27 protein-coding genes, 1 pseudogene and 1 other annotated feature are annotated in these 26,618 nt (G+C 29.3%); of the genes and pseudogenes, 22 read left to right on the top strand and 6 right to left on the bottom strand.

All coding sequences use genetic code 11. The annotated features are described in order from the left end of the window. Positions 1–29 precede the first annotated feature (29 nt). Complete coding sequence (locus CDLVIII_RS21355) at positions 30–734, bottom strand: DedA family protein (protein WP_009171550.1); 705 nt, start codon at positions 732–734, stop codon at positions 30–32. 218 nt (positions 735–952) lie between these two features. Between CDLVIII_RS21355 and CDLVIII_RS21350 the strand changes: the two genes are divergently transcribed. Continuing rightward, positions 953–1,723 carry a polysaccharide deacetylase family protein gene (locus CDLVIII_RS21350; RefSeq protein ID WP_009171549.1) on the top strand — a complete coding sequence of 257 codons (771 nt, stop codon included), beginning with the start codon at positions 953–955 and terminating at the stop codon, positions 1,721–1,723. A 173-nt stretch (positions 1,724–1,896) separates the two neighbouring features. After that, positions 1,897–2,253 carry an SdpI family protein gene (locus CDLVIII_RS21345; protein WP_009171548.1) on the top strand — a complete coding sequence of 119 codons (357 nt, stop codon included), beginning with the start codon at positions 1,897–1,899 and terminating at the stop codon, positions 2,251–2,253. 68 nt (positions 2,254–2,321) lie between these two features. Here the strand turns inward: CDLVIII_RS21345 and CDLVIII_RS21340 are convergent, their stop codons facing one another. After that, the gene (locus CDLVIII_RS21340) at positions 2,322–4,049 is read right to left on the bottom strand and encodes a methyl-accepting chemotaxis protein (protein ID WP_009171547.1); all 1,728 of its coding nucleotides are present in this window, start codon (positions 4,047–4,049) and stop codon (positions 2,322–2,324) included. Between the two features lie 449 nt (positions 4,050–4,498). On the opposite strand from CDLVIII_RS21340, the gene CDLVIII_RS21335 reads away from it, so the two are divergent. Next, positions 4,499–5,560 carry a cell wall-binding protein gene (locus tag CDLVIII_RS21335; protein WP_009171546.1) on the top strand — a complete coding sequence of 354 codons (1,062 nt, stop codon included), beginning with the start codon at positions 4,499–4,501 and terminating at the stop codon, positions 5,558–5,560. 184 nt (positions 5,561–5,744) lie between these two features. Here CDLVIII_RS21335 and CDLVIII_RS29420 read toward each other — a convergent pair whose 3' ends face one another. Continuing rightward, on the bottom strand, positions 5,745–6,509 hold the full coding sequence (locus CDLVIII_RS29420; RefSeq protein WP_009171545.1) for an N-acetylmuramoyl-L-alanine amidase family protein: 765 nt from the start codon (positions 6,507–6,509) through the stop codon (positions 5,745–5,747). 203 nt (positions 6,510–6,712) lie between these two features. Between CDLVIII_RS29420 and CDLVIII_RS21325 the strand changes: the two genes are divergently transcribed. From CDLVIII_RS21325 to CDLVIII_RS21310, 4 genes are all read left to right on the top strand, one after another. Continuing rightward, positions 6,713–7,144, top strand: coding sequence for a MarR family transcriptional regulator (locus CDLVIII_RS21325; protein WP_009171544.1), 432 nt, complete (start codon positions 6,713–6,715; stop codon positions 7,142–7,144). A gap of 56 nt (positions 7,145–7,200) precedes the next feature. Then, a complete protein-coding gene (locus tag CDLVIII_RS21320; protein WP_009171543.1) occupies positions 7,201–8,934 on the top strand; it encodes an ABC transporter ATP-binding protein in 1,734 nt (577 codons plus the stop codon). Continuing rightward, positions 8,927–10,861: an ABC transporter ATP-binding protein gene (locus CDLVIII_RS21315; protein WP_009171542.1), complete on the top strand. Its 1,935-nt coding sequence runs from the start codon at positions 8,927–8,929 to the stop codon at positions 10,859–10,861. Before CDLVIII_RS21320 ends, CDLVIII_RS21315 begins: the two co-directional genes overlap by 8 nt. Positions 10,862–11,125: 264 nt before the next feature. Continuing rightward, on the top strand, positions 11,126–12,118 hold the full coding sequence (locus CDLVIII_RS21310) for a Gfo/Idh/MocA family oxidoreductase (protein WP_009171541.1): 993 nt from the start codon (positions 11,126–11,128) through the stop codon (positions 12,116–12,118). Between the two features lie 174 nt (positions 12,119–12,292). Here the strand turns inward: CDLVIII_RS21310 and CDLVIII_RS21305 are convergent, their stop codons facing one another. From CDLVIII_RS21305 to CDLVIII_RS21295, 3 genes are all read right to left on the bottom strand, one after another. Beyond that, the gene (locus CDLVIII_RS21305) at positions 12,293–14,005 is read right to left on the bottom strand and encodes a methyl-accepting chemotaxis protein (protein WP_009171540.1); all 1,713 of its coding nucleotides are present in this window, start codon (positions 14,003–14,005) and stop codon (positions 12,293–12,295) included. Between the two features lie 803 nt (positions 14,006–14,808). After that, positions 14,809–15,999 carry a PLP-dependent aminotransferase family protein gene (locus CDLVIII_RS21300; RefSeq protein ID WP_009171539.1) on the bottom strand — a complete coding sequence of 397 codons (1,191 nt, stop codon included), beginning with the start codon at positions 15,997–15,999 and terminating at the stop codon, positions 14,809–14,811. Between the two features lie 56 nt (positions 16,000–16,055). Then, positions 16,056–16,324 (bottom strand) — a binding site (T-box leader). Between the two features lie 121 nt (positions 16,325–16,445). Then, positions 16,446–17,147 (bottom strand): lysoplasmalogenase family protein, encoded by a 702-nt coding sequence (locus CDLVIII_RS21295; RefSeq protein WP_009171538.1) that lies wholly within the window; start codon positions 17,145–17,147, stop codon positions 16,446–16,448. A 235-nt stretch (positions 17,148–17,382) separates the two neighbouring features. Between CDLVIII_RS21295 and CDLVIII_RS21290 the strand changes: the two genes are divergently transcribed. The 15 genes and pseudogenes from CDLVIII_RS21290 to CDLVIII_RS21230 all read left to right on the top strand — a co-directional run bounded on the left by CDLVIII_RS21290 (position 17,383) and on the right by CDLVIII_RS21230 (position 26,513). Continuing rightward, positions 17,383–17,940: a hypothetical protein gene (locus tag CDLVIII_RS21290; protein ID WP_009171537.1), complete on the top strand. Its 558-nt coding sequence runs from the start codon at positions 17,383–17,385 to the stop codon at positions 17,938–17,940. Continuing rightward, positions 17,927–18,313 (top strand): GntR family transcriptional regulator, encoded by a 387-nt coding sequence (locus CDLVIII_RS21285; protein WP_009171536.1) that lies wholly within the window; start codon positions 17,927–17,929, stop codon positions 18,311–18,313. The genes CDLVIII_RS21290 and CDLVIII_RS21285 overlap by 14 nt, the downstream gene beginning before the upstream one ends. After that, entirely contained in the window at positions 18,310–19,206 is an 897-nt protein-coding gene (locus CDLVIII_RS21280) for an ABC transporter ATP-binding protein (RefSeq protein WP_009171535.1), read from the top strand. Before CDLVIII_RS21285 ends, CDLVIII_RS21280 begins: the two co-directional genes overlap by 4 nt. Continuing rightward, complete coding sequence (locus CDLVIII_RS21275) at positions 19,187–20,257, top strand: hypothetical protein (protein ID WP_009171534.1); 1,071 nt, start codon at positions 19,187–19,189, stop codon at positions 20,255–20,257. Before CDLVIII_RS21280 ends, CDLVIII_RS21275 begins: the two co-directional genes overlap by 20 nt. A gap of 120 nt (positions 20,258–20,377) precedes the next feature. Next, positions 20,378–20,794: an HD domain-containing protein gene (locus CDLVIII_RS21270; protein ID WP_009171533.1), complete on the top strand. Its 417-nt coding sequence runs from the start codon at positions 20,378–20,380 to the stop codon at positions 20,792–20,794. Between the two features lie 666 nt (positions 20,795–21,460). Next, positions 21,461–21,907: an HTH domain-containing protein gene (locus tag CDLVIII_RS29415; RefSeq protein WP_009171532.1), complete on the top strand. Its 447-nt coding sequence runs from the start codon at positions 21,461–21,463 to the stop codon at positions 21,905–21,907. 400 nt (positions 21,908–22,307) lie between these two features. Next, the gene (locus CDLVIII_RS32790) at positions 22,308–22,427 is read left to right on the top strand and encodes a DUF6838 family protein (protein WP_009171531.1); all 120 of its coding nucleotides are present in this window, start codon (positions 22,308–22,310) and stop codon (positions 22,425–22,427) included. A 76-nt stretch (positions 22,428–22,503) separates the two neighbouring features. Next, a complete protein-coding gene (locus tag CDLVIII_RS32275) occupies positions 22,504–22,935 on the top strand; it encodes a transposase zinc-binding domain-containing protein (protein ID WP_050816266.1) in 432 nt (143 codons plus the stop codon). Positions 22,936–22,985: 50 nt separating this feature from the next. Next, positions 22,986–23,087, top strand: coding sequence for a hypothetical protein (locus CDLVIII_RS32665; RefSeq protein ID WP_278245866.1), 102 nt, complete (start codon positions 22,986–22,988; stop codon positions 23,085–23,087). A 31-nt stretch (positions 23,088–23,118) separates the two neighbouring features. Then, positions 23,119–23,730 (top strand): annotated as a pseudogene (locus CDLVIII_RS32270) (transposase); the annotation flags it as partial. Positions 23,731–23,745: 15 nt separating this feature from the next. After that, positions 23,746–23,940 (top strand): hypothetical protein, encoded by a 195-nt coding sequence (locus CDLVIII_RS21250; protein ID WP_009168857.1) that lies wholly within the window; start codon positions 23,746–23,748, stop codon positions 23,938–23,940. Between the two features lie 49 nt (positions 23,941–23,989). Next, positions 23,990–24,355 carry a DUF6838 family protein gene (locus CDLVIII_RS21245; RefSeq protein WP_347462530.1) on the top strand — a complete coding sequence of 122 codons (366 nt, stop codon included), beginning with the start codon at positions 23,990–23,992 and terminating at the stop codon, positions 24,353–24,355. Positions 24,356–24,368: 13 nt separating this feature from the next. Further along, positions 24,369–25,490, top strand: a complete 1,122-nt coding sequence (locus CDLVIII_RS21240; RefSeq protein WP_009171529.1) for a phage tail sheath subtilisin-like domain-containing protein — start codon at positions 24,369–24,371, stop codon at positions 25,488–25,490. Positions 25,491–25,502: 12 nt separating this feature from the next. Further along, a complete protein-coding gene (locus CDLVIII_RS21235; protein WP_009171528.1) occupies positions 25,503–25,940 on the top strand; it encodes a phage tail tube protein in 438 nt (145 codons plus the stop codon). Positions 25,941–26,108: 168 nt separating this feature from the next. Next, entirely contained in the window at positions 26,109–26,513 is a 405-nt protein-coding gene (locus CDLVIII_RS21230; RefSeq protein ID WP_009171527.1) for a hypothetical protein, read from the top strand. Positions 26,514–26,618: the final 105 nt, after the last annotated feature.

Genomic DNA, 26,618 nt, shown 5'->3' with positions numbered 1-26,618 from the left:
AAGTAAATGGAGTTACATAAAAAGTATCTTTAAGTAAAGTTATAAAAAGCAAAGAAACCTAAAAGCATAGCCACAATTGAAAAGAGTGCAAGTTTTATCTTTCCAATTGAATTAAGCAAGTTCATAGTTTTATAAGGCGATTTTAGTACAGAAATTTGCGATTTCTTGTAGATATAGAGAATTAATAAAATTGAAGCGGCAAGTGAAATTATTACAATTGTAAGTTCTTTTGAATAGTAATGAAACTTATACCAATTTAATCCAAGAAAATTACCCAATAAGATAAAAGTGGAAGTCCATACAAGGGCACCTAAATATGCATTTAAAGCAAATTTTTTATAAGAAAGTTTCGTTATGCCTGAAAAATAACCAGTAAGGTGCCTGATTCCTGGGATATAATAAGCTAAGAAAATTAATTTAGTACCATATGTATCAAACCATGATGAAACCTTTTTTAAACGATTAGGTCCAAGGTGAAAATGTGAGCCATATTTTTGAAAAAAACGCTCGCCTAATGTACTACCAGTTATATAGGATATTGTTATTCCAAGTGTCACACCAGCAGTGGCTGTTAGTATGCTTGGAAGTAAGTCCATGTTACCTTTATAAATAAGAAAACCACAATAAGTCATCATTAGCTCACCAGGTAATGGAAGTAAAATCAATTCAAGAGCTAAAGCAAAAAACAAAATTATATATCCATAATTATTAATTAATTCAATTATAGTCTGCAAAATTTATCACTCCTATTTTTCTAATAATATAGCTTATAAAATTAAATTAAATATAGAGTAAATAACCAAAATGTAAAATAAGTTTATTATTTATTATAAAAATGTTTAACACTATTATAAATCTGAAATTACCATAAATAAAGGCCTGAAAATAGCAAATAATAAAAAAGAAAAATAATCTAATGAAAAATAAAGAAGGTTGCATTGGAGGAGATAAGATGAAAAATAAATTAAGATATATTTTAACTTTTGTTTTTAGTGCATTTCTTATTATTTCTATGTTTCAGGAAACTGTTAGAGCTGTTACAGCAGCTGATTCCTTAAGTGTAAATACTGAAAGTAAAGCGGAAAATGGAAAGATTTCTAAACATAAGAAAAAGATCATTTACTTAACGTTTGATGATGGACCTAGTTATAAAGTTACAAATAATGTTTTAGATATATTGAAAGCAAATGAAGTTAAAGCAACATTCTTTCTTATTGGAAATCAAATTGAAGGTAGAGAGGACATAGTAAAAAGGATTTATGAAGAGGGAAATAGCATAGGACTTCATACATATACACATAATTTTAAAAGAATTTATTGTAATGAAGATAAATTCATACAGGAGATGATTGAGTGTCGTGCCGAAATAAAGAAGGTTGTTGGAGTAGAACCAAATATAATCAGATTTCCAGGTGGCAGCTATAAACATTTAAGCAAAAGTTATTTAAAAAAATTACATGATAATAATTTTAGAATTTATGATTGGAACATAGATAATTGTGATGGATTAAACCCAAGAACTTCACCATATAAATTGTATTCAAGAGCTATAAAGGGCAGCGATAAAAAGGATAGGGTAATGTTACTTTTACACTGCACTGATATGAATAAGAATACCTGCAAAGCGCTTCCACAGATAATAGAATATTATAAAGCTCATGGATTTGAATTTGGACTTATTACGGATGATACAGCAGAATTATATTTTCCAATAAAAAGATGAGAATATATTCTATATTTTTAGTATAGAAAAAATTACAAGTTGTGTTATAATAGCTATGTGCTTATATTATTTATAAAATTATTAGTTCTAAAAATAAGTGGGTTATGATTTTGGTATAAGGGAAATATGGTTAGAAGTAACAATGACTAAGATGTAATTTGGAGGCAAAACTTATGGGATTAATACGGAACGCATTACCAAGTATTATATTTATAATATGTGGGGTAGCACTTAAACTTTGGGCACCAGAAGAAGTAAATGGAATTTTTGGCTATAGAACTTTTTTTTCTATGAAGAATAAGGAAACTTGGAAGGAAGGTAATGAGTTTAGTGCTATGATGATGATAGTAAGTGGTATCATATGTTTATTGCTGTCCTTAACAATCACATTTTTTTATAAAGATTATCCAAGTATAAGCAGAAAAATATCAGGAATAGTGACTGTAATACTTGTTTTAGGGTCTATATTTTATACTGAAATTCATTTGCGAAAAGTTTTTGATAAAGATGGAAATAGAAAAGTATTATAATATTATTAATATAAAAAGAGATTGATGCAAAAATATTAATATTCTTGCATCAATCTCTAATTTTTTATTTAAAATTCAATGTCGATTTTAAAATTTCTTACCAGTAGGGTTAATCCTTGAGCAAGCTCCGCTTGAGTTTGAGTAGAGTCAGCGGCTTGAGCTGAAGCTTTAGTAACTTCATTTATACTGGCTAATACTTCTTCTGAACTAGCAGCTGATTCTTCTGCAAGTTCGGAAATACCCTCAAATACTTGATTTACTTGAGTTATTGTTTCACTCATCTGTTTCGCAGCTGTGGCTATATTAGTAGCCATACTGCTGACAAAGTTTGCATCTTTTTCATATTGTATACCTGTATTTAAAAGTAAAGTATAGCTTGACTTTACGTTATTTGCCATATAATCAAGAATATCTTGACCACTTGAAGATAATGCATCGAAAGCGTTTCGTACTTGAGTTACCATATTTTGAATTTGTATTACTGCTTCAGATGATTGCTCAGCTAAGGTTCTAACCTCTTCAGCTACTACTGCAAAGCCTTTTCCGTGTTCTCCAGCTCTTGCGGCTTCTATGGCAGCGTTTAGAGCAAGGAGATTAGTTTGTTCTGCTATACTTCCAATAGATTCTGCCATCAGCTTAACTTCCTCAACGACCTTACCATCTTCAATTGCTTTTATAATATTGAGCCTTTTCTCTTCATATATCTTATTATTTTGTTTTATGTTCTCAGTAGCTTTTCCCTTTATTTCAATAGCTCTCTTATTTATTTCACCACCGGAAATCCTTGATTCTTCTGCTTTATCAGCTAAGTTAGATGTATTTATAGCTATTTCATCCATTGAAGCATGTAACTTCTCAGTAGTAGCACTTAAATCTTGAGCTCCTTGAGCAATTGTTTCTGTAGCTTCACTTGAAGAATGCATCATTGATGAGATTTCTTCAGTAGTAGTAGATAAATCTCCACTGGATAGATCCATCATTTCAGCGCTACTAGCTATTTTTATTATAAGTTCCTGTATATTTTCAACGGCTTTATTTAATGCTTGAGAAACTCTACCGATTTCATCATTATTATTTAATTCTATTTTTTGAGTGAAATCACCTTCGCCAATTGCTTCCGCAAGATTTAGGAGTTTTCGCAACTGCTTGCTTATGCTTGTTGCTATAAGTAATCCAGTTGCTATAGCCAATACTAAACCTAAAACTATTATAGATATTGAGAAGAATAACGAGGAATTGAATGTGCTTTCACTTTGAGAATATGCATTAAATGCTTTATCATTATTAGCTCTAATTAAATCATCAAAGTCTTTAAATAAATCAGTTTGAACTATGGTAATTTCTGAAAGTTTAGTTTTGGACGATTCGAAATCCTTTACATCTGCGAGCTTTATTACATTAGCGTAGATGTTTCTAAACTCATTCAAATCATTTTTTAATTTTTGGAAGGAATCTTTTTCATCTTCAGTTAAAAAGTTTTTTTCATAATCACCAAGAATAGCGTCTGTTTCAGCTGCATAAGTAAAAATCTCTTTTTCTAAGTTAGGATTTTGATTATCTTTGTTCTCAAGGTTTGATATTTCTGATAGATCATATTTTATTTCTAAAGTATCCTGTTTGACTTTATTTAATTTCTGAATAGAAGTAAGATTTTGTTCGTACATATTTTTTGCATTTTTACTTAGAGTTTGCATGTTTTTTATTCCGACGGTTCCAACCAAAGCTATAAATAAAGCTATAGTAATAAATGCTGGTATTAGTTTTTTTGACATATTTAAGTTGTTAAACCATTTCATAATGACTCCCCCTGAAGTTTTATAGTATTTTCAGTATAAATAATTGAAAAATATACCAAAAAATTTGATCCATTTATAATATACGATAATTTTTCAAAGTATTGCAAGACAAAATTTTATATAAAAGTTAAAAAAAGTAAAAATATAATAAAACTTGAATTGGGGGTTTTTATATAAAGTTAACCTTTACGTAATAAAAATATTAAATTTTCAAAAATAGGATGAAAAATATGGCAAAAAATAAAATAATGTTAATGGAGAACGTGTGCAAGTAGTTTTCAATTTTTTTGCTAAAATCTTATTAAATTGTACCTAAACAATTACATACAAAAAGAAAATTAAATGGTATTATTATTATATAATTGAATAATTATATAGATACGGAATTATTTTTATATATAAAATAACTTGTAATAAATGGAGAGTTATGAAAAGGCGGTAATAAAAATATGATTAAAAAATTAATTTGCAGTCTTCTTATTTTAATATCAACAATTACACTAATGCCTATAGGAGTTTCAGCAGAATGGAAAGAAGATAGCTCTGGATGGTGGTATACAGAAGGAAATTCTTATTGTACAGGTTGGAAAAAAATAGATGGATTGTGGTATTATTTTGGAACTAATGGATACATGGAAAAGGGATGGATTAAAGATGGAGCATGGTGGTATTACTTACAGGATAACGGAGTAATGGCTACTGGTAAATTGACAATAAAAGATAAAATATATGAATTTGATAATAATGGAAGATGGCTGAATAATAGTCTTCCAGCAAAAATTGAGTCAAATAGTATTGATACAAAGCAACCTTCAGAAGAAAAGATGATGTCAACTTCAAATTTCAGTTGGTTTAATGAAAATGGAAATACGTATTTCAAAGTTTCTGATGTTATTTTTGCAAGCGGTGGATGGAATATAGATGGAGATATATATGTATTTAATGATGATGGGGCACTTCAAAGAGGTGAATATGTTGGACAAGATGGCTCGAAGTATCTTTTGGGAAATGATGGCGAATTTATAAAAGGTATAACTAATGAAAGTGATGAATTATGGGCAGAAGGCGCACTTACAACTAAGTCCACTACAGATAATTATAAAGTTAATTTAGATGATAGTAAAATGATGAATTTAGCTTATGTAAATTCAGAAGAACAAACCTTCAAAGGAAAGTTAATTCAAAATGAAAGCGGAGATAAGTTAGATAATGCAAAGCAAAAAGCAACAGTTGAAGGTAAGACATTATACTGCAAAACTAATCAGTCTATATATTTAGGAGCAATTAAGATAGAAAGCACAGATTATAAAAGTACATCATTTCCTAATCTAATAGCAATATGCAGCAGTAGCGATGAAAAAACTGTATATCCGGGAATTGATCTGGGTCTAGAGGATGGATTCTATAGAAATATTAATCCAAAAATTGTAGCACATAAGCCAGGAAAAGTTACTATTACAATAGATGTTAACGGAACAAAAACTTCCTTTGATGTAGTTGTAACTGAATAGAATTTAGTGATATGTTGAAATAGAAATGTACATTTAATAATCAAATAAGATTAACTGGAGGTTAATACATTTAATGCTTATTTCAGTGAATATTATAAGGCGCAAAAAATGTATGTACCTCCTAATTGCTGTTTTAATGAGATCCTTTTAAAACTGAAGAAAATAAATTTATGGGAAATTTATTTTATCGTCCAATCCAAGCACCATCAGAACCTAATCTGAATCCATCAATAATTTGATTATAATCCATGGCGCCACTATTACTTAAATGATAGTATTTGCCATTATTAATTATCCAGCCAGTTAACATAGTTCCATTATTATCGAAAAAGTACCAGCGCCCATTATTATCCTTAAACCAGCCGGTCAACATCTCGCCTCCATAATTTAAGTAATACCAGTTGTCGTTTAAATATTGCCAGCCTGTTAACATGATACCATTTTCATCCAAATAGTACCAATGCGAATTATAAGAAAGCCAGCCTGTATGCATGTATCCATTACCATTTAAAAAATGATATTTTTTAATATTACTATCCCAAAACCAAGTATTTTTTAATGGATTTCCTGAAGCATCAATATACTGCATATGTCCATCTAAAGATACCCATTGATTTATCTTATTTGATGTATTAGAAAGATTTGCTTCATCTTTTAGCTTAGTTCTAATTTTTGTGTTATCAACTGATGAGAAAGCAGTTACATAGTAAGAAGTATTATCTTTATTAAAAGACATATATCCATCACTTAAATAAAGATCATTTAAATAAGTATCATCATTTGATAAAAAGTCAATATGACCATGATTTAAATCAATGTCTTTCAATTTAGTATCATGTGTAGATGATGCATATGCTTTTGTCGTAAGTAGATTGGTTACAGGCGAAATAGTACATAAGGCACTGATTATGAGTGTACATGTAATCATTTTTCTTATTTTTTTGTTCATGGTTAAATCCCCCCTAATATATCTATATACAAGTATTAACGATTTTATAAGTCTTTTAATGTTGAAATTTTATTTGACTGAATAAATACAATGTGTGATTCGTTTACATGTAAAAGGTTGATAATAACTATATTGACAAAGGTTTTAGTAACAATTATAATTAAATAATGTTAGAAGCCTAACAAAATGATAGGAGTATGAGTATGGATAAAGAGGTACATATAGGAAAAAAGATAAATATACTAGCTAAGAGAATTCATAGAAAAATAGACAAAGAGGCATCACAATATGGGATAACGGGTGTTCAGGGAAGAATTCTTGGTTTTATTTATTTTAAATCCAAAGAAAGAGATATATTTCAAAAGGATATTGAGGAAGAACTTGATATTAGGCGTTCTTCTGTAACTAGTGTACTTCAGCTTATGGAGAAAAATGGATTTGTTGACAGAGTAAGTGTTTCTGAAGATGCAAGGCTTAAGAAGATAATACTTACAGAAAAAGGCTTAGAAGCTCAAAGTAATATATATGATTTTATCCTTAAATTTGAGAAATCATTAAGAGATGAATTAAGTGAGGCAGAAATGAATATATTAATTTCTTTAATTGATAGATTATCTGAAAAAATTGCTGATTAACTGCAATTTTTTTTTGAGAAACTATTAGTTAGAAACCTAACAAAGGGAGGAAGGTCATGATAAAAAGATTAGCAGGCTATATAGCTGAATTTAAAAAAGACACAATTATAACTCCGTTATATGTTGGATTAGAAGCAGTAATGGAAACAATTATTCCATTATTAATGGCAGGAATCATTGATAATGGAGTAAACAAAGGAAATTTGAAATATGTATACACTTATGGAGTAATAATGATTTGTGTATCATTTATCTCTCTTGCCTGTGGTTCCTTATCAGGAAAATACGCAGCAAGTGCATCTACGGGTTTTGCTAGAAATTTAAGAAGAGCAATGTATTATAACATTCAGGAATATTCTTTTTCAAATATAGATAAGTATTCTACAGCTGGACTTATAACTAGATTAACAACAGATGTAACGAATGTACAAAATGCTTTTCAAATGATGATAAGAATGTTCGTTAGAGCACCTTTTATGCTTGTTTTTGCAATGGCTATGAGTTTTTATATTAATGCAAAATTAGCCTTAGTATTTTTGGGAGCAATAATTTTTCTAGGGTTTGCATTGTACTTTATAATGACAAAGGCACATCCATATTTCCAAGAAGTTTTTAAAAAATATGATAATTTAAATGCTAGTGTACAAGAAAATTTAACAGCTATAAGAACTGTAAAGGCTTATGTAAGAGAAGAACATGAAACAAATAAATTCTATAAGGCTTCTGAAACCTTGTATAAATATTTTATAAGAGCTGAAAAATTAATAATAATTAATGGACCAGCTATGCAATTTGCAGTTTATACTTGTATTTTGCTTTTATCCTGGCTTGGAGCAAGGATGATTGTTGGCGGAAGTATGACAACAGGTGAACTAATGAGCATGTTTGCTTATACAACCAATATAATGATCAGTCTTATGATGATGTCTTTTGTGTTTGTAATGGTAATTATGTCAAAATCATCAGCAGAAAGAATTATAGAAGTATTGGATGAAAAGAGTGATTTATCAAATCCAGAGAATCCAATTTATGAAGTTAAAGATGGAGCTATTTCCTTTAATGATGTTAGTTTCTCTTATAGTAATGATAAAGATAAATGTGTATTGGAAAACATAAATATTACGATTAATTCAGGTGAAACTATTGGTATTATAGGTGGAACCGGCAGCTCTAAATCTACATTAGTTCAACTTATTCCAAGATTATATGATACAATGGGCGGGACTATTGAAGTTGGTGGAGTTGACGTTAAAAATTATGATATAGAGACACTTAGAGATGAAGTCTCTATGGTATTACAAAAAAATGTATTATTTTCCGGAACAATAAAAGAAAATTTAAGATGGGGAAAAAAGGATGCAACTGATGAGGAAATAATTGAAGCTTGTAGACAAGCTCAGGCAGAAGAATTTATAGAAAATTTCCCTGATAAATATGATACTTATATTGAACAAGGCGGAAGTAATGTATCTGGAGGACAAAAACAAAGATTATGTATTGCAAGAGCCCTTCTTAAGAAACCTAAAATATTGATATTAGATGATTCAACAAGTGCTGTAGATACAAAAACTGATGCTTTAATTAGAAAGGCATTTAAAGAAACAATACCAGATACTACAAAGATTATAATTGCACAACGTATTTCGTCAGTAGAAGATGCAGATAGAATAATAGTATTAAATGATGGAAAAATAGATGGTTTTGGAACTCATGATGAATTATTAAGAAGCAATGACATATATCGTGAAGTATATGAATCTCAAGTGAAAGGAGCTGATGATAATGAGTGAAAATAATGCTAAACCAAGAGCAATACGTGGCCCAGGCGGACGTGGTGGACGTGGACATGTTAAAATGAGTAAAAACTCATTAAAGACATTAAAAAGATTAATGGTTTATATATTAAAAGAATATAAAATTTTATTTAGCATGGTAATAATAACCATAATCATAAGTTCTCTAGCAAATGTGTATGGTACATCATTTATAAAAAGCTTAATAGATGATTATATAACACCATTATTAGGTAAAACTTCTCCGAATTTTGGGCCCTTACTACAAATGATAACTATGATGGCATTGGTTTATTATGTTGGTGTTATTGCAACGTATGCATTTAGCCGTATGATGATTTATATTTCTCAAGGATCTCTTAAAAAAATAAGAGATAATATGTTTTCGCACATGGAGACATTGCCAGTTAAATTTTTTGATACACATGCTCATGGAGATATAATGAGCCTTTATACAAATGATACTGATGCATTAAGACAAATGATAAGTCAAGGTATACCGCAACTATTATCAGCAATTATTACAGTTATTGGTGTACTTATTGCTATGATGCGTCTAAGTCTGCCATTAATAGTAGTTGAAGCGTTAATTATATTATTGATGCTTAAAGTAACTAAATTTATTGGTGCTAAAAGTGGAAAATACTTTGGACTTCAACAAAAAGATTTAGGTGCAATTAATGGTTATATAGAAGAAATGATGGAAGGGCAAAAAGTTGTAAAAGTCTTTTGTCATGAAGAGGAAGCAAAAATTAATTTTGATAAATTAAATGATATGCTTTGTAATAGTGCAAATAATGCAAATAAATATGCAAATGTTCTAATGCCTATCATGGGTAACATAGGATATATAAATTATGTTTCTGTTGCTATTGTTGGTTCGATTTTTGCGATAAATGGTTTTGGAGGATTTACTTTAGGAGCTCTTGCAACGTTCTTACAATTAACAAGAACCTTCAGCCAAACAGTAAATCAAATGTCGCAACAATTTAATTTCGTTATAATGGCCTTAGCTGGAGCAGAACGTATTTTCACACTTCTTGATGAAAAAAAGGAAATGGATGAAGGATATGTAACTTTAGTTAACGCAAATGAAGATGAAAATGGAAAATTAATTGAATCTAAAAAACGTACTGGAATTTGGGCATGGAAGCATCCTCACGAAGATGGGACAACAACTTATACAAAACTTAATGGTGAAGTAGTATTTGATGATGTGGATTTTGGTTATAATGATGAAAAAATCATACTTCATAATATAAAACTTTATGCAAAGCCTGGGCAAAAGATAGCATTCGTAGGAGCTACAGGTGCAGGAAAGACTACAATCACAAATTTAATTAACCGTTTCTATGATATCCAAGATGGAAAGATTAGATATGATGGAATAAATATTAATAAAATCAAAAAAGATGATTTAAGAAGTTCTCTTGGAATAGTACTTCAAGATGCACATCTCTTTACAGGAACAGTTGCTGATAACATAAGGTATGGTAAATTAGGTGCTACAGATGAAGAAGTCCGCACAGCAGCAAAGCTTGCCAATGCAGATCAATTTATAAAACATCTTCCAAAGGGGTATGATACAGTTCTTACTGGCGATGGAGGCAGTCTTTCGCAAGGACAAAGACAGCTACTAACAATTGCAAGAGCTGCAATAGCTGATCCTCCAGTTTTGATACTTGATGAAGCAACATCTAGTATTGATACAAGGACAGAAAAGATTGTTCAAGATGGCATGGATAAGCTAATGAAAGGAAGAACAGTTTTTGTAATTGCCCATAGACTTTCTACAATTAAAAATTCTGATGTAATTATGGTTTTAGACCAAGGACAAATTATTGAAAGAGGAAATCATGATGATTTAATTGAACAAAAGGGTAAGTATTATCAATTATATACTGGAGCGTTTGAATTATCGTAATATTTTAGAAAATTATATAGGATAGACCACTGGAAAAGATATTTTTATTAATGAAACTTCAATTTTAAGTTGTATATTTTAAGATTGAGACTTTTATAAAAGAACGCTATTTCAGTGGTCTTTTATTATAAAGCTTATTAAATATTAATATGAGGTACATAATTTGTTATGTATATTTAAAACTAAAGGTTTACAAAACTAAAGGCTTTATTATAAAATTAGTAATAACTTATAATTACGTTATGATAAAAAGGAGGAAAAAACATGAGATTAGGAATTATGGGTTCAGGAATGATTGTAAAGGACTTTTTATCAATTAATCCACCTTTAGAAAATTTAGAGTTAACAGCCATTTGTGGAAGAAAAAGTAGTGAAGGGATAATAACCGAACTCAAGAATAAATATAATATTAAAGAAATATTTTATGATTATGATGAACTATTAAAGTGTGATTTAGATGCAATTTATATTGCATTACCTAATAATCTGCATTTTGAATTTGCTAAAAAAGCGCTTGAAGCTAATAAAAATGTTATTGTAGAGAAGCCTTTTACATCAACATATAAAGAAGCATTAATTCTAAGTGATTTAGCTAAGGAAAAAAAATTATTTGTATTTGAAGCAATAACTAATCAATACCTTCCTAACTATAAAAAGATAAAAGAATTACTTCCTACACTAGGTAATATTAAAATTGTTCAATGTAATTATTCTCAATATTCAAGCAGATATGATAAGTTTAAAGTAGGAAATGTATTGCCAGCTTTTGATCCGAAATTTTCAGGAGGTGCATTAATGGATTTAAATATTTATAATATCCATTATGCAGTAGGCCTATTTGGAAAACCCAAAAATGTTGAATATCATGCAAATGTTGAAAGAGGCATAGATACATCTGGAGTATTATTATTGGATTATGGTAATTTTAAATGTGTCTGCATTGGAGCAAAGGATTGCAGAGCACCAATTGCAAATAATATCCAAGGTGATGAAGGCTGTATTTATCAGGACACTCCTGCAAATGTATGTGAAAGATTTGAATTAATAAAGAACGATGGAACTAGTACAGTAATAAATGAAAATAATTATGAGCATCGTATGGCTAATGAATTTATTGAATTTGCAGATATGATAGAAAATAATGATTTAGAAGGCTGCTATAGAATGTTAGAACACAGTCTAATAGTTAGTGAAGTTCAAACAATAGCAAGAAAAAAAGGTGGAATTGTATTTCCGGCAGATGATGATATAAGTTAATAACACTATAATAAAGGCTGCTTTAAAGCTTTACTTGTTTCATTGGAATATGAAATGAATTAAGCAATAGCAGCCTTTTAATTTATGCTACTTAGTAAAAATTTTAGGCATAGTGAAAAATTATATTTAAAGTTATTATATTAATTAAGGATAATAAATCAAATATTATTTAATTTAAAGCTTAAACTTTTGAATTATAAAAGTTAGTTTTTGAGCAAGCTCTGCCTGATTCTGAGCCACTAGGGCCACTTGCTCAATAGCTTGAGTAGTTTCATCTATGCTCTCTTTTATTGTTTCAGTATGTTCGCTGGAACTTTGAGCCGTTTCAGCTAAGGACTGCACAGCCTCACTAACTTGTCCAACAGTAGCAGTAACTTCTTCGGACATGGCGGCAATTTCTTCAGACATATTACTTACGAAATCTGAATCATCATAATATTGGTCACCTGTGTTTTCATATTCAATAAATTGGTCATGTACATCTTTATTGATAAAATTTAATATATCATTTCCAGTATCAATACTGTTTTTAAAGGCTGCCTGTACTTCAATTATAGTTGTTTGAATATTTTGCACTGCTTCTGAGGATTGCTCTGCAAGCTGTCTAACTTCTTCAGCAACAACAGCAAAGCCTTTTCCTTGTTCACCAGCTCTAGCGGCTTCTATTGCTGCATTAAGTGCAAGTAAATTAGTTTCTTCAGCTATATTTGCTATAGTATCCGCCATAACTTTTATATTATCAACTATCTTTCCATCTTCAATAACTTTTCTCATATTTTTTTCTTTTTCGCTATAAATTTCTCTGGATTTTTCAATGGCTGTTTTACTATTAGATTTAACGAGTGTAGCCCTATTCTTAGCACCATTAGCATTATTACTTCCGTCCATTGCTTTTTGTGAAAGTATGTTAATGCTTGAATTAACCTCTTGAATAGATGCACTTATTTCTTCAGTACCAGAACTCGATTCTTGCATGCTGCCAGCGATGGTATTTACAGCTTCATCTATATTTGCAGCTTTTGAAGATATTTCTTCAACAGTTGCTGAAAGTTCTTCGGAAGAAGCACTCATGCTTTGGGAATTTTCAATAATTGTTTTTATAAGCTCCTTAATATTATCTTGAGCCTTGAATAAGGAGGCACCAGTTTGGCCAAATTCGTCACCACGTGTAACTTTAAAGTCATATGAAAGATCATAATTTGCAAGTTTTTCACCAAAGAGTTGTATTATTTTTAGAGGTGTATGTATATCTTTTGCAAGTATAAATCCTATTATGATTGATAATATAAGACCAATAATACTAATTAAGATCATGGTAGTATTAGCTTTAGTATTCAATGAAGCATTGATATCATTTGAATCTTTAGCTTCATTTAAATTAAGTCCTATCAATTGATCTAAATTGTTAATTATTGCATCAGAAGTTTGAAGTGTGTCTTTATATTGTTTTATAGCTTCTTCATAATTTCCAGCGTCTATTAGTTTAATTACATTATCCCGTACAGTTCTATATTGATGTACATTATTATTAAAATCATTGTATACATTTTTTTGCTTTTCATCCGTAATCAGTTGATCGCATTCTTTCATGTATTCATTATCTTGAGTAGTATTGTCAGTAATATTTTTTTCTAATTTATCCTTTTCGGAGGGATCTTGTATATACAGTAATTCAAGGATGGCACTTTTAATTTCTGTTAAGTTTTGCTGCATATCTGTAAGAATATAAACAGCTCTGAGATTATTGGTATACATTTTTTCAGAGTTTTTTTCAGCAGCTTTGAGGGATATAACTCCAATTCCACCTACAATTCCAATTAATAATGCAACAATTATAAATGCTCCGATTAATTTTGGTTTTACTTTGACATTTTTTAATAAATTCATGATTATCCTCTTCTTTCTGGTTAGTTATATTGATTTAAGCTCTCTAGAGATAATTGAAATAAAGAAATAATTTCAATATTGATTTAAATACTAGAGAGTTTATGAAACTATAATTGTATAAATAATTTAATAAAGTGGTACTTTTATATCAACATGTAAATAATTTGACATAATTCTTTGTATTACTAATTTCATAGATATAAATTAGAGGAGTATTTCAACTATAAATTTACACAATTATTAGAATGATTATATAAAAATAAATATAATGTGAATGGATTTCCCTTTAAATTGCAATTTTAAGTATTATTAGTATCAATATAGAACATTATAAATATATTGTTTTGTTATATATTAAACATATTTAATTAAATTTAATAAATACATAATAACTATTGGAAAAGAGAGAGTTTTTTCGCATGATATTACAAAATAACTCCCATTAAATGCATTATTTTATCAAAAGCTGGAATATATGTTGGAAGCATGATATAATAAATAATACAATATATTTATAATGTACTATTATTTTGCGCATAATGAAAAAATGAGGTTAATATTGAAAGCTCTTCTTTAATTTAATAATAGAAGTTTTTTTTATTCGCGGTAATCAGGTGTGGTATGATTTGTTAAATGGAATGAAATTTAAGTATTAAGAGAAATTAGAATTAATTAAATATTTTTAAAAATATAGAAATTTATAACTGGTATTCATTAGAGGTAAAAACATGAATTAATGCCTATATTATAAAGAGGATGCTGAATTCATTATTAAATGAAGTTAGCATCCTCTTTAATTTTAATTAGCTATTTAGATATTCTTTTAAAACCTCAGCAATACATTTGATTCCATCAATAATTCTGTTATTAGGCATGTTTGAAAAATTTATTCTAAAAGTATTTTCATGACCTCCATTAGGAAAGAAGGAGCCACCAGGAACAAAGGCAACATTTCTTTCAAGGCATTTTTTAAGAACGTCTCGTGCATTTATATCTTCAGGAAGTTCAATCCACATAAACAAACCACCTTGAGGTTTTGTATACTTAATTCCTTTAGGAAATTCTTTATCCATAATTTCTAATGCTAAATCACGTCTTTCTTTATAAACTTTTCGGATTTTTTCTATATGTTTATTAATGTCATAAAGTTCAAGATATTTTGCAATGTCTCTTTGGGCTATTGTATTACATTGAAGGTCAGTACCTTGTTTTACTAGTACATATTTTTGGATTATATCCTTGTGCCCTGCAATCCATCCAATTCTATATCCAGGACAGAATATTTTTGAGAAGGTGCCACAGCAAAGTACATGACCACTTTTATCAAAGGATTTTACAGATGGAAGAGCTTCACCTTCAAATCTAAGTTCTCCATAAGGATTATCTTCAATAACAATTACATTATATTTTTCGGCCATTTTAGCAAGAAATCTTCTTCTTTCAATGCTCCAGGTCCGTCCGGTTGGATTTTGAAATTCGGAAACCACATAAATTACTTTGATCTTTTCTATGGTACTTAAAATATTTTCTAATTCACTTGGAATCATACCTTCATCATCGGTTGGTACTTCAATAAAATTGCATTCATATGCCTTAAAAGCACTAATTGCAGCGAGATAAGTAGGACTTTCACATAAGACAAAATCTCCCTTGTTTAAAAATACTTTTCCGGTTAAATCAAGGGCTTGCTGTGAGCCATTTGTAAGCAATATATTTTCATAATCAAAATTTGTGCCTAATCTTTCGTTCATCCTTTGTGCACACCACTTTCTTAAAGGATCATATCCTTCGGTTGTAGTGTATTGAAGAGCATTTTGCCCATCTTCTTCGAGAACAATCCTATTTACCTCTTTTATTGCCTCAATAGGAAATAATTCTGGTGCAGGAAGCCCACCTGCAAAGGATATAACTTCTGGTCTTTGAGTAACCTTTAAGATTTCTCTGATTTCTGATGCCTTTAAATTAGACATCCTTTCTGCATAATTAAAATTCATAATTTTGCCCCCTCTATATTTTGAATATTAAAAAAATCCTGTCCTTTGATTACTATTCAAAGGACAGGATTTATTCCTGCGGTACCACCCTAATTGGCTTAAAAGCCCACTCATTAAAAATGCAAATACATTCTGGATTTGTAACGTAATCCTAACGTCATGAACTACTTATGATTTATAATACAAGAATAAAATCAAGTATATAAACCTTGTTCACCCATGCTCTCAAAGGCTACTTTTACTATAATGCGTTCTGTCAATATTTCAGCATCATTGACTCTCTGCAAGTGCACTTATAGTTTTATCTCCTTATCAACGATTTAGTTTATTGTTTAATAATTTAACACTATATGTTTTATTTGTCAAATATTTTTTCGTTATTATATATTTGGATTCTGATTGATTTATGATAATATTTTTTGTTACGATGCATTTGCCTTTGTATTTTATAGTAGTAAAATATTATCAGCAATAACAACTACTAAAAGAGTCCAGCCAGGAATATATGCGGCCCATATTATATTTTGAAGCCAGGGCATAAAGGACTTAGAGTAAATTGGATAGAACCTAGAAAATGCAACTCCCATATCGCAGATAAACATTAGAATACTTGAAATTGCTATTAATTTAGATACTTTTCTTGTGAAATAGCCTCTAAAGAGTGTGCAGATTCCAGTCCAAGTCATATAAGACAGCACTAAAGAAAATATTACGCTGCCTGCTAAAATAGCTCCGTGTATATATGGGCTTAAAGAAAAAAATATATATAATAAAATAGCTAGCATTAAGATTCCAGCGATTATTTCTTTAATACCAATTTTAAAGTTTTTTTGATAAGCAATAATTAGACATATATAAGCACAAAGAAAGCCAGCAGCACCAATAGGAGAAAGATCTATTTTAAAATCTAAGGTGTAGTAAAATACCAAGAAGAAATCGCCGATTACTAGAAAAAATAAAGACAGAGCCATAATTTTTTGTTCAAGAAATTTTTTGCTAACAATAACTGAAGATAAAAAAAGAGTTATCATGATGGCATATTTAAGACGCAGAACCATTTTGGCATCTGGATATATATGATCTAAAGCGAGAATTAAAATTGTTAAAGGTAAATAAATAATCAATAGACGTTTTTGAATGGAATTCATTTTAATAGCTCCTTAAAATTAAATTTCTAGTCTATATTTTTTGAATGAATTTTTTTATAACATTTATTGTATTATAGTATTATTTATTTAGAATGTAAAAATATATTTTATAGTAAAAATGGACACATTTTTTTAACTAAGGAAAATTAATATTGACTATTTAGGAAATATATAGATATAATAATAGTGTACTACACAAAGTAGTACACGCAATACAGTTAGGAGGATTTTTAAAATGAAAAAATCGATTATTGCAGTTGGAGCTGGAGCTTTTATTGTGATTACATCATTGCTATGCATGGATCCGGATGGAAAAATGTATCAGAAGCAAAAACATTTCGATACTGTAAATGATGTTCTTATGCAATTAGAAAATAATAAGCTTGAAGTAGTTGATAAAAATGGGCAATTACACATGACAAATGAATTTGAGGAATGTCTCTCAAAGAGAAAAAGATTAACATTTTCAGAAATTGATTTTGGGAAAATAGAGGTTGAAAAAATAGAAGAGCTAAACGATAAGGAAAAAAATTCGATAACTGATGATTATAATAATCTTCAAGAGAGATTAGCTTTACCGTATAAAGCAGAGAAAATTGAACCTGTAAGATTAGATATTAAAGGAAGTCGACCTAAGTATGATGATTATGTTCCAGAACCAATTGAATATTCAATCGACTTGGTAATGGTTGATGAAGGAGAAGGACTGGTAATTGATTATTATGTTGAGCATGATAATAAAAGTGGAAAAGCGAGGAAAGAAGGAAAGGGATTAGCAAATGCTGAAGATTGATCCTAGGAGTAGCACTCCTATTTATGAACAAATACAGCTAGGGATTAAGGAACTTATATTAAAGGGAGCTTTGCAGGGAGGAGATAAGATACCTTCGGTCAGAGAAATGGCAGCACTTCTTACAATAAATCCAAATACTATAAGTAAAGCCTACGGAGAACTTGAAAGAGAAGGAATAATAGAAACTTTAAGAGGTAAGGGAACCTATGTAGTAGACAATTTTAAAAGAAAGGCAGATGAAAATAAAATGCAGCATATTTCAGAAGAACTAAAAAAGATTATTTTAGAAGCAAATTACAGTGGTATAGATAAGGATTCATTTTTAGAACTTGTATCTGAGATATTTTCTGAATTAGGGGTGGATAATAAATGATTGAAGTGAATAATTTATCCTTAGATATAGAAGGAAAGAAAATTCTAAAGGATATTAATTTAAAGATAAAGGAAGGCACAATTTTCGGTATAATTGGACCGAATGGTGTTGGTAAAAGTACTCTTCTTAGGTGCTTAACAGGAATATATAAGTCAACCAGTGGAAGCATAAACTATGATGGAAGAGAAGTTTATGACAATGTTGAAGTTAAAGGACAAATAGGTTATGTTGCAGATGAAAATATAATGCAGACAAAATTTAAGGTTAAAGAAATATTAAAATATTATAAATATTCCTATAATACCTTTGATGAGAATAAATTTAATAAGCTAAATGAAGTTTTTCAAATACCAGTAAACAAATATATATTTCAATTGTCAAAAGGTATGAAAATGAGGCTTTCTATAATGCTTGCACTTTCAATTAAAGCTAAATATTTAATATTAGATGAACCAACCTCAGGGTTAGATGCAATACTTAAAAATAAATTATTAAAAATATTTTTAGATGAAGTGGTTGAAAATAATACAACTATAGTTATAAGTTCACATCACTTGGGTGAATTAGAAAGAATATGTGATGATGTGGCAATTTTAGATGAAGGTGTTGTATCTTATGAAAATTCAATTGAGAATATGAAAAACAAAATTAAAAAAATTCAAGTTGCATTTGATAGGCCAATTTATGAAGAAGATTTAAAGTTCAAAGGAACGTTTAAAATATCCAAGGTTGGAAGAGTATTTACAATTGTAACAGATGAATATGATGAAGAATTAGTGAAAAGTCTTGAAGAACTAAAGCCTTTATTTATAGAGGAAATAGATCTAAGTTTAGAAGATATATTCATTTATAAGGTGGACAAGGAGGAGAATTATGAAGAAATATTTAAATAAAGGCTTGCTTTATGAATGGTTTAATGCAGCAAAGTTTCCTATATTAATAGGACTTATAACATGGGGATTTTTTGCACATAGCATTTTAGAAGAAAGTGTAATGAGAATAAAAAATATGATTGGAACAGCACAGTCAAATAATTTTAGTTCTGTAGATCTAAGGAAATATTTTATATTAGGAGTTATATTTTTAGCTATATATATTTTTGCAAATGGAAATAATAAGCGAAATACAACAATGTTTTTATGTAGTGGTCCACATACTAAAAAGCAGATAAAGTTCAATGAATTAATATGTCTATTGATAACTTTAGGATTATATACATTAATGTATATATATATGGCGGCTACCATATATATAAGGAATAATGAACTCATGTCAATTGTAAATGGGTTCTTTCCAGTGACTTTATTGGAAGTTATTAGATTGCTTCTATTTGGAACGCTAGGAATATTATTAATGATTGAAATAGATTTATTATTCTCTAATTCAATAATTGCTTATTTTGGTATGATAGCCTTAGGCATGTCAACAATATTCATCTTGTCTAAATTTAGAGTTATTATATCTTACTTTGGAAGCTACGGTTCATTAATGGATAGTATTTTTGGAAACATAGTATATGGACACGGATATACAGATGGAAATTTTAAAAGGTTAAGTATATTATTTTGTCAAGGTCCATTTTACGTGGCTGACATAGATGTAATATTTAAGGGAATATTATTTTTAATGGTATTTATAGGAGTTATGTTTTTCATATTTAATGTATTAGAGAGAAGAGCTAAATTGGAAACAGTAAGTAAGATATTTTCATCTAAAGCTAATGAAAATATTATAGTAATATATTTATCTTTAGGAGTAGGTGCATTTATAAATATGATATTATTAGAGATAATATTTAGGGATTGGAGACATATGGTTATACAAGGTCAAGAATATCTAACTTCAAATTCAATTAAAATGTTAAGTATAGATTTAATTATATTAGCTTTAACAACATTTGTTTCATATAAAGTTTTAAAGAAAATTTTAAGTACAATAGGTTAAGAGGGATCTTGAAGCAAAGATTATATGGTAGAATAAAACTGATAATAGCAAGTAGCCTGTAAGAGAGAAAATTGATATATTAAAAAAGAGTTGAAAGCACGCTTTTATGGAGGTGACAAAATGCTTGAAGAGGCTATAATAATTGCTGCTAGTGCTCATCAAGGTCAAGTGGATAAGGGAGGGAATCCATATATTCTGCATCCACTTGCAGTAATGTTATCACTAGAGGATGAAACAGAGAGAATATGTGCAGTTCTTCATGATGTAATAGAAGATACGGATATTACATTAGAGTATTTAAAGAAGGCTGGATTTTCAAATGAAGTGTTAATAGCATTAGATGCATTAAGCAGGCGGAAAGATGAAAGTTATGATGAATTTATAGATAGAATCATTAAAAATAAGATGGCTTGCCATGTAAAGTTAGCTGATTTAAAACATAATATGGATTTATCAAGAATTAAGCAGCCTTCAAAAAAAGATTACGACAGGATAAAAAAATATCAAAAAGCAGTTAAGGCATTATCAAAAGAATAACAAGTTGATAAGCCTGCCTAAAATAATACAGAGTGTTATAGGAGAGTAGAAATTTTATATTTAATGAAATTTTTACGCTCCTATATTTTTACAATTAATTAAGAAATTAAAAATATTTCGAATTTATTATTACACCGCTCAAACCCGCATGTTTCCTATAAATATTTATATATTTTTATAGGAAAATATTTTTCTTTGTACATATATTTCTATATAAATATGTTTCTATAAAACAATTTATATAGAAACATTCAAACATATTTTCAAATATTCATAGCTTTATATGAATATTTGAAAATATGAAAAAAGTTTAATTTGTTCATAGTTAAGTATTTATATATTTTTATATTTACTTACCAGATAAACTTTTCAAGTGTAATTTTATTATTGAAAGTATATATTGAAGGATTCTGTATAGGTGTTATAACATATGATGTTTTAAAATTGGGGAATAATTAAAATTATTACAGTTTACATATAAATAGTGGAATATAATGAAAAATATATAAATAATAATTTATATAGAAGATTTAATTTTTGTAATTGTTTGCAAAATTGGTTATAGGATGAATAAAAAATGGGTAAGTATAACAAAATAAACTAGTATTAGAGAAATCTAATTAAATTAATTTTTTATTACATAGCAGAAAGGAGCTAGGAATAGGTTTGAGAATTAAAGATGATGATAAATACAATTTAAAGGTAAGTCCTAAAATAGAGGAAATGCTTGACGATTTAATCAATAAATTTGGAATGAATACAAAGATTTTATCTAAAGCACTAAGAGTAGAATCTTCTATAATCGATAATTATTCTAAATATGAAGATACAATGTCAATGGGTAAATATGGGCCTTTTAAAGGGCTGTTAGCCACATTATATTCGATTCCTGAAATAAATCCAGATGAAAGAAATAAGGCAGTAATCAGTTATTTGACTAAAATTCATCACATTGATATAGCAACAATTGCAAATTTTGCGCATGTAAAAATAAAGGATATTTATGATTTTATGAAAGACAGCAATTCGGTTTCATTTGAGGTTAAATATAAGATTTCATCTGTAAGTATGTTTCTTCATTTTCTTTTTAAGCCTGAAGAGGATGCTCAGTAGATAATTAAAGCAAACTTTTTACTGTAATAAACAAATGAAAACGCACTTTGCAAAGAAATTATAAAAAAATTGTAGGAAAATTAGAGAATGACTATAAGAAATGAATAATAATAAGCCTTATAATAGTAAGTGGGAACAGAAGATAGTTCCCTCTCACAAATATTCTTAATACTCTTTTTCTTAGAAAGTATCTAGCTAGATTTATGGCTAGGTACTTTTTGTATATAAATTTATTTGATAGTGCCTTAAGGAGGTGGAGCTTTTGCACGAGAGTTTTAATTAAAAAATGGTAAAGCATATAATCTAAGAAAAATTTGTGATTTTTATAAAGTCATAATGAAATGTAGATAATTGTGCAATAACTAAGAATAAAAAATATAGGGATTACAGGAGGAGGTTCATGATTAATGAATTAATTAACTCAATTAATGAAATGTTAGCTGTGAAATTCCCAGACACAAAAGTATATTTATCAAAGTCAGAGAAGGATTTTTCAAGACCTTCTTTTTTTATTGTATAGGAAAGTATAAAAATCGCGCTTGCTGAAAGCGCGGTGTAGACTTGCATTAGGAAAATATATGTGGTAAATTGATGAAATGATTAAGAGTAAATTAAGAAGAATATTAGAGGAAAATTGGAATGAATTTTATAAAAGATATAAAAACAGAATTAGACCTAGTGTTATTGCAGAAGTAAAAAAAGTTATGAAATGCAAGGATATAAGTAATGGTTATATTGAATTAAAATGTAAGGAATGTGGCGAAATAAAGAAAGTTGGGTTCACTTGTAAAAGTAGATTTTGTACATCATGTGGAAAGGTTTATGTTGATAATTGGGTTAATGGAATGCTGGGAAAATTAATAAATGTAAAGCATAGACATATGGTATTTACAATACCAGAGGAACTTAGAAATTACTTCGGAAGAGAAAGAGATAGGCTGAAGTTACTTCCGCAATGTGCAGCTAAAGCTGTTACGAGTTGGATGTATAAGCAAAATAAAAAGAAGAATTTATACCTGGAATTATAGCAGTTATACATACTTTTGGACGAGATTTAAAGTGGAATCCCCACGTCCACATGATGGTTACAGAAGGTGGAAAGGGCAAGCTAACTACCTGGAGAAATTTTAAATATTTTTCGTATGAAGCATTAAGAAAGAGATGGCAAAAATATTATTAGATGAAATAATAAAAGAGAAGGAAATAAAGATAGTTTTAAACGATTAAAGAACAAAATATATAAAAATAATAAAGATGGATTTTATGTTCATGCTAAAAATGAAATAAAATCAGCAAAGATAGCTGCAAAATATATTGGAAGATATGTTGGACGACCTGCGATAGCAGAATCAAGAATAATTGCGTATGATGGTGAAAGTGTAACATTTAAATATAAAAGACATGAAGACAATAAAGAAATAATAGAGAAAGTGTCAGTCTTTGAGTTTATAAAAAAAGTTATAATACATATACCAGACAAGAATTTTAAAATGGTGAGATATTTTGGACTGTATTCGAGGAGATGTAAGGATAAAGATCAATTTATCAAGATGATAGATAAGAAAATAATACAAATTAAGAAATCAATAGAAAAGTGGGAATATCGAATTCTTGCGTCTTTTGGGGTAGATCCATGCAAATGTTCTAAATGTGGTGGTAAGATGAGATTTAATGATATAGTGTATCCACGATACGGCTCGATGCGAGAATATTTTAAAGATAAATTTATAAGTGAAGGGAAAGAAAAATTAGAAAACATCCTGGAAATATATGCAATTGCAAAAGGAGTACTATATGGTAAAATAAAGCCGACAACAACATAGTTGGAGGGATGTTAAGTGAAAGATATAATACCATATAAATGTTTAAATTGTGGAATAACAGAAAATATACCTAGGGAGGTTGTAGAATACTTTGATGAGATGGATCAAAGTAATATAGATGAACCGCCTTGTTTTTCATGCGAAAAATGTGGCGGAGTTATGAGACCTAAAGAATACAATGGGGTATATGGCAAAAGTTATAAACTATAAGAAGAAAACCATAGAGGAACAGCAATCTCTATGGTTTTTAATTTAACTAATAATAATTTCTCCGAAGGAGCGTGTCGCAGACACTTTTGTTCTTCGTTATGTTACCAGCAGGCAGAAAGATTTTAATAGAAATAGTTATTTAAATGTAATAACTATGAAAATAATTTATTTCCCTGAACTGGATGAATTTATGAATGCTGATTTGATAGCTCAAAACGAAGTATGGGATACTATGCGAGAAATTTTTAGCATTGGATATATAAAGGTTTTGGATAGAGCTGCAAAGATAAGAAAGTCAAGAGGAAGAGCAAAGAATACAGAGATACACTTAAAACTCAAAATAGATTATATACAAGACAAAATTTTTAATACACCTCAAAGCCCTAAAGCAGAAAAAGTTAATTTCAAATTTTAAGGAGGAATGAAAAATGGGAGAACCATCCATTCAAATCATGTTTAAACAAGCAGGGATTACTGCAATTCAAAGAGGAAAAAGAGGCATAGTGGCACTTATATTAAAAGATACTATGCCATCAAACTATAGCAATCCAATAATAATGGAAACTATAGATGAAATTCCAGAAGGATTATCAGATTTTAGTAAGGAGCAGATAAAGCTTGCCATGATAGGATATCAAAATCCACCAAAGCAAGTTATGACTTATGTAGAAGCAGTAGATGCAGCTGACTATTTAGAAGCTCAAAATTATCTAGAGACAATTAAATGGGATTATGCTGTAATTCCGGGGATCGGGTTAACTTCAGATGGTAAAGCTGATACAGAGGCGAATATTACTTCAAGAGCAACCGATTTTGCTACCTGGATTAAACAGCTAAGAGATACTAAAGATATAAAAGTTAAAGCTGTACTTCCACATTGTCCAGCAGATAGTGAAGGAATAATTAATTTTTGCACTGATAATATAAAAACAGCAGATAAGACTTATACTGCAGCAGAATATTGTTCAAGAATTGCAGGAATGCTGGCAGGAACTCCACTAACAATAAGTGCTACTTTTGCTCCACTTGCAGAAGTAATCGATGTTCCACATTTAAAGAAAGAAGAAAGAGATGCAGCAGTTGATGCAGGGCAGCTCATTTTATTTAATGATGGGAAAAAAGTTAAAATTGATAGGGCAGTAAACAGCTTTGTAACAACAATTGAAAATAAAGGTGATGATTTTAAGAAAATCAAAATTGTAGACATAATGGATTTAGTACATGATGATGTTAAGGGAGCAGCTGAAGATAATTATATTGGTAAATATCCAAATGATTATGATCACAAATGTTTACTTATTACTGCAATCAACGGATATTTTGACAGCTTAGTTTTAGATGGATTACTAGATGGAAGCATTGAAGATCAAAATAGAGCTGAGATTGATTTAGATGAACAGAAGAATTATTTAAAGAGTCAAGGGATTGATATTTCAACAATGAAGGATCAAGAAATAAAAGAAAGCAACACAGGTTCTCAAGTATTTCTTAGAGGACAAGTTGTTATCTTAGATGCAATTGAAGACATTAAATTTCAAATATATATATAGGAGGCGGTTATAATGCCAGAAGCAAAAAACGTTATAAATGGAACTTGGGGAGAAGTATGGATTAATGGAGAATATGTATCAGAGGTATCAGCTCTTCAAGCAAAGGTTACTTTAACAAAGGTAGATGTTAATTTTACAAGAGACTTATGGAAGAGAAGCAAGGTAACAGGAATAGAAGGAAAAGGAACCTTGAAATTACATCATGTAACTTCAAGAATGAGCATTTTAATGAAGGATAATATAAAGCAAGGAAAGCAGACAGTATGTACAATTATATCAAAATTAGCAGATCCAGATGCACTTGGAGCTGAAAGAGTGGTGCTTAAGGATGTTACTTTTGATGAACTTACAGTAGCAGACTGGGAAGTTAAGAAGAATGTTGAAGAATCACTTCCGTTCACTTTTTCAGGCTATGATTTCTTAGATTTAATAGAACCACAAGATAACTAAATGTAGTCATGGTTAAATCATATAGAAGAAATGGGTATAAGTTCAAATGTGGACATACTTCGAGTTAAAATTAAAACAAAATAATGAAAATAAACAAATGAAAGATCTCACTCAAATAATTAGTGAGGTCTTTCTATTTTATTAAATTTGAAAATGGAGATGAAAGTTATGAATTTAGTTGAACAATTATTAAAGATAGATGCAGGTAAGGTTGAGGTACCATCAAAAGAAGTAAAGATTAAACTTGCTAAGTTAGGAAATACTGAAATTACATTTACATGTAATGCTATTTCTATGGAAAGATACAATGAAATTCAGGAACGTGTATTACAAGTAGATAAGAAAGGGAATATTCAAGGATTTGCTACAGCTCAGGCAAAGATAGAAACAGTACTTGCAGGTGTTCCAGAGCTTAGATCAGAAGAGCTCATGAAACATTTTAAGGCACCAACTCCAAAGGAACTCATGAATAAAATATTCTTGCCTGGAGAAGTTGATACTTTGGCAGATACTGTAACTGAAATTTCAGGAGTAGAATCTACTAACAAAAAAGAAGATATAAAAAACTCATAAGCACTGATGAAACTGTAAATCTCTTATATTACTGCTGGAAGCTTCATGATAAGTGGCCATCAGAAACGATTAATAGAGGTTTTGGAGAAAAGATTATCATCAGTG

This window comes from Clostridium sp. DL-VIII (genome assembly GCF_000230835.1).
GTDB lineage: Bacteria > Bacillota > Clostridia > Clostridiales > Clostridiaceae > Clostridium.
The sequence above is the reverse complement of the archived record's forward strand: the minus strand, read 5'-3'. Positions and strand labels throughout refer to the sequence as shown.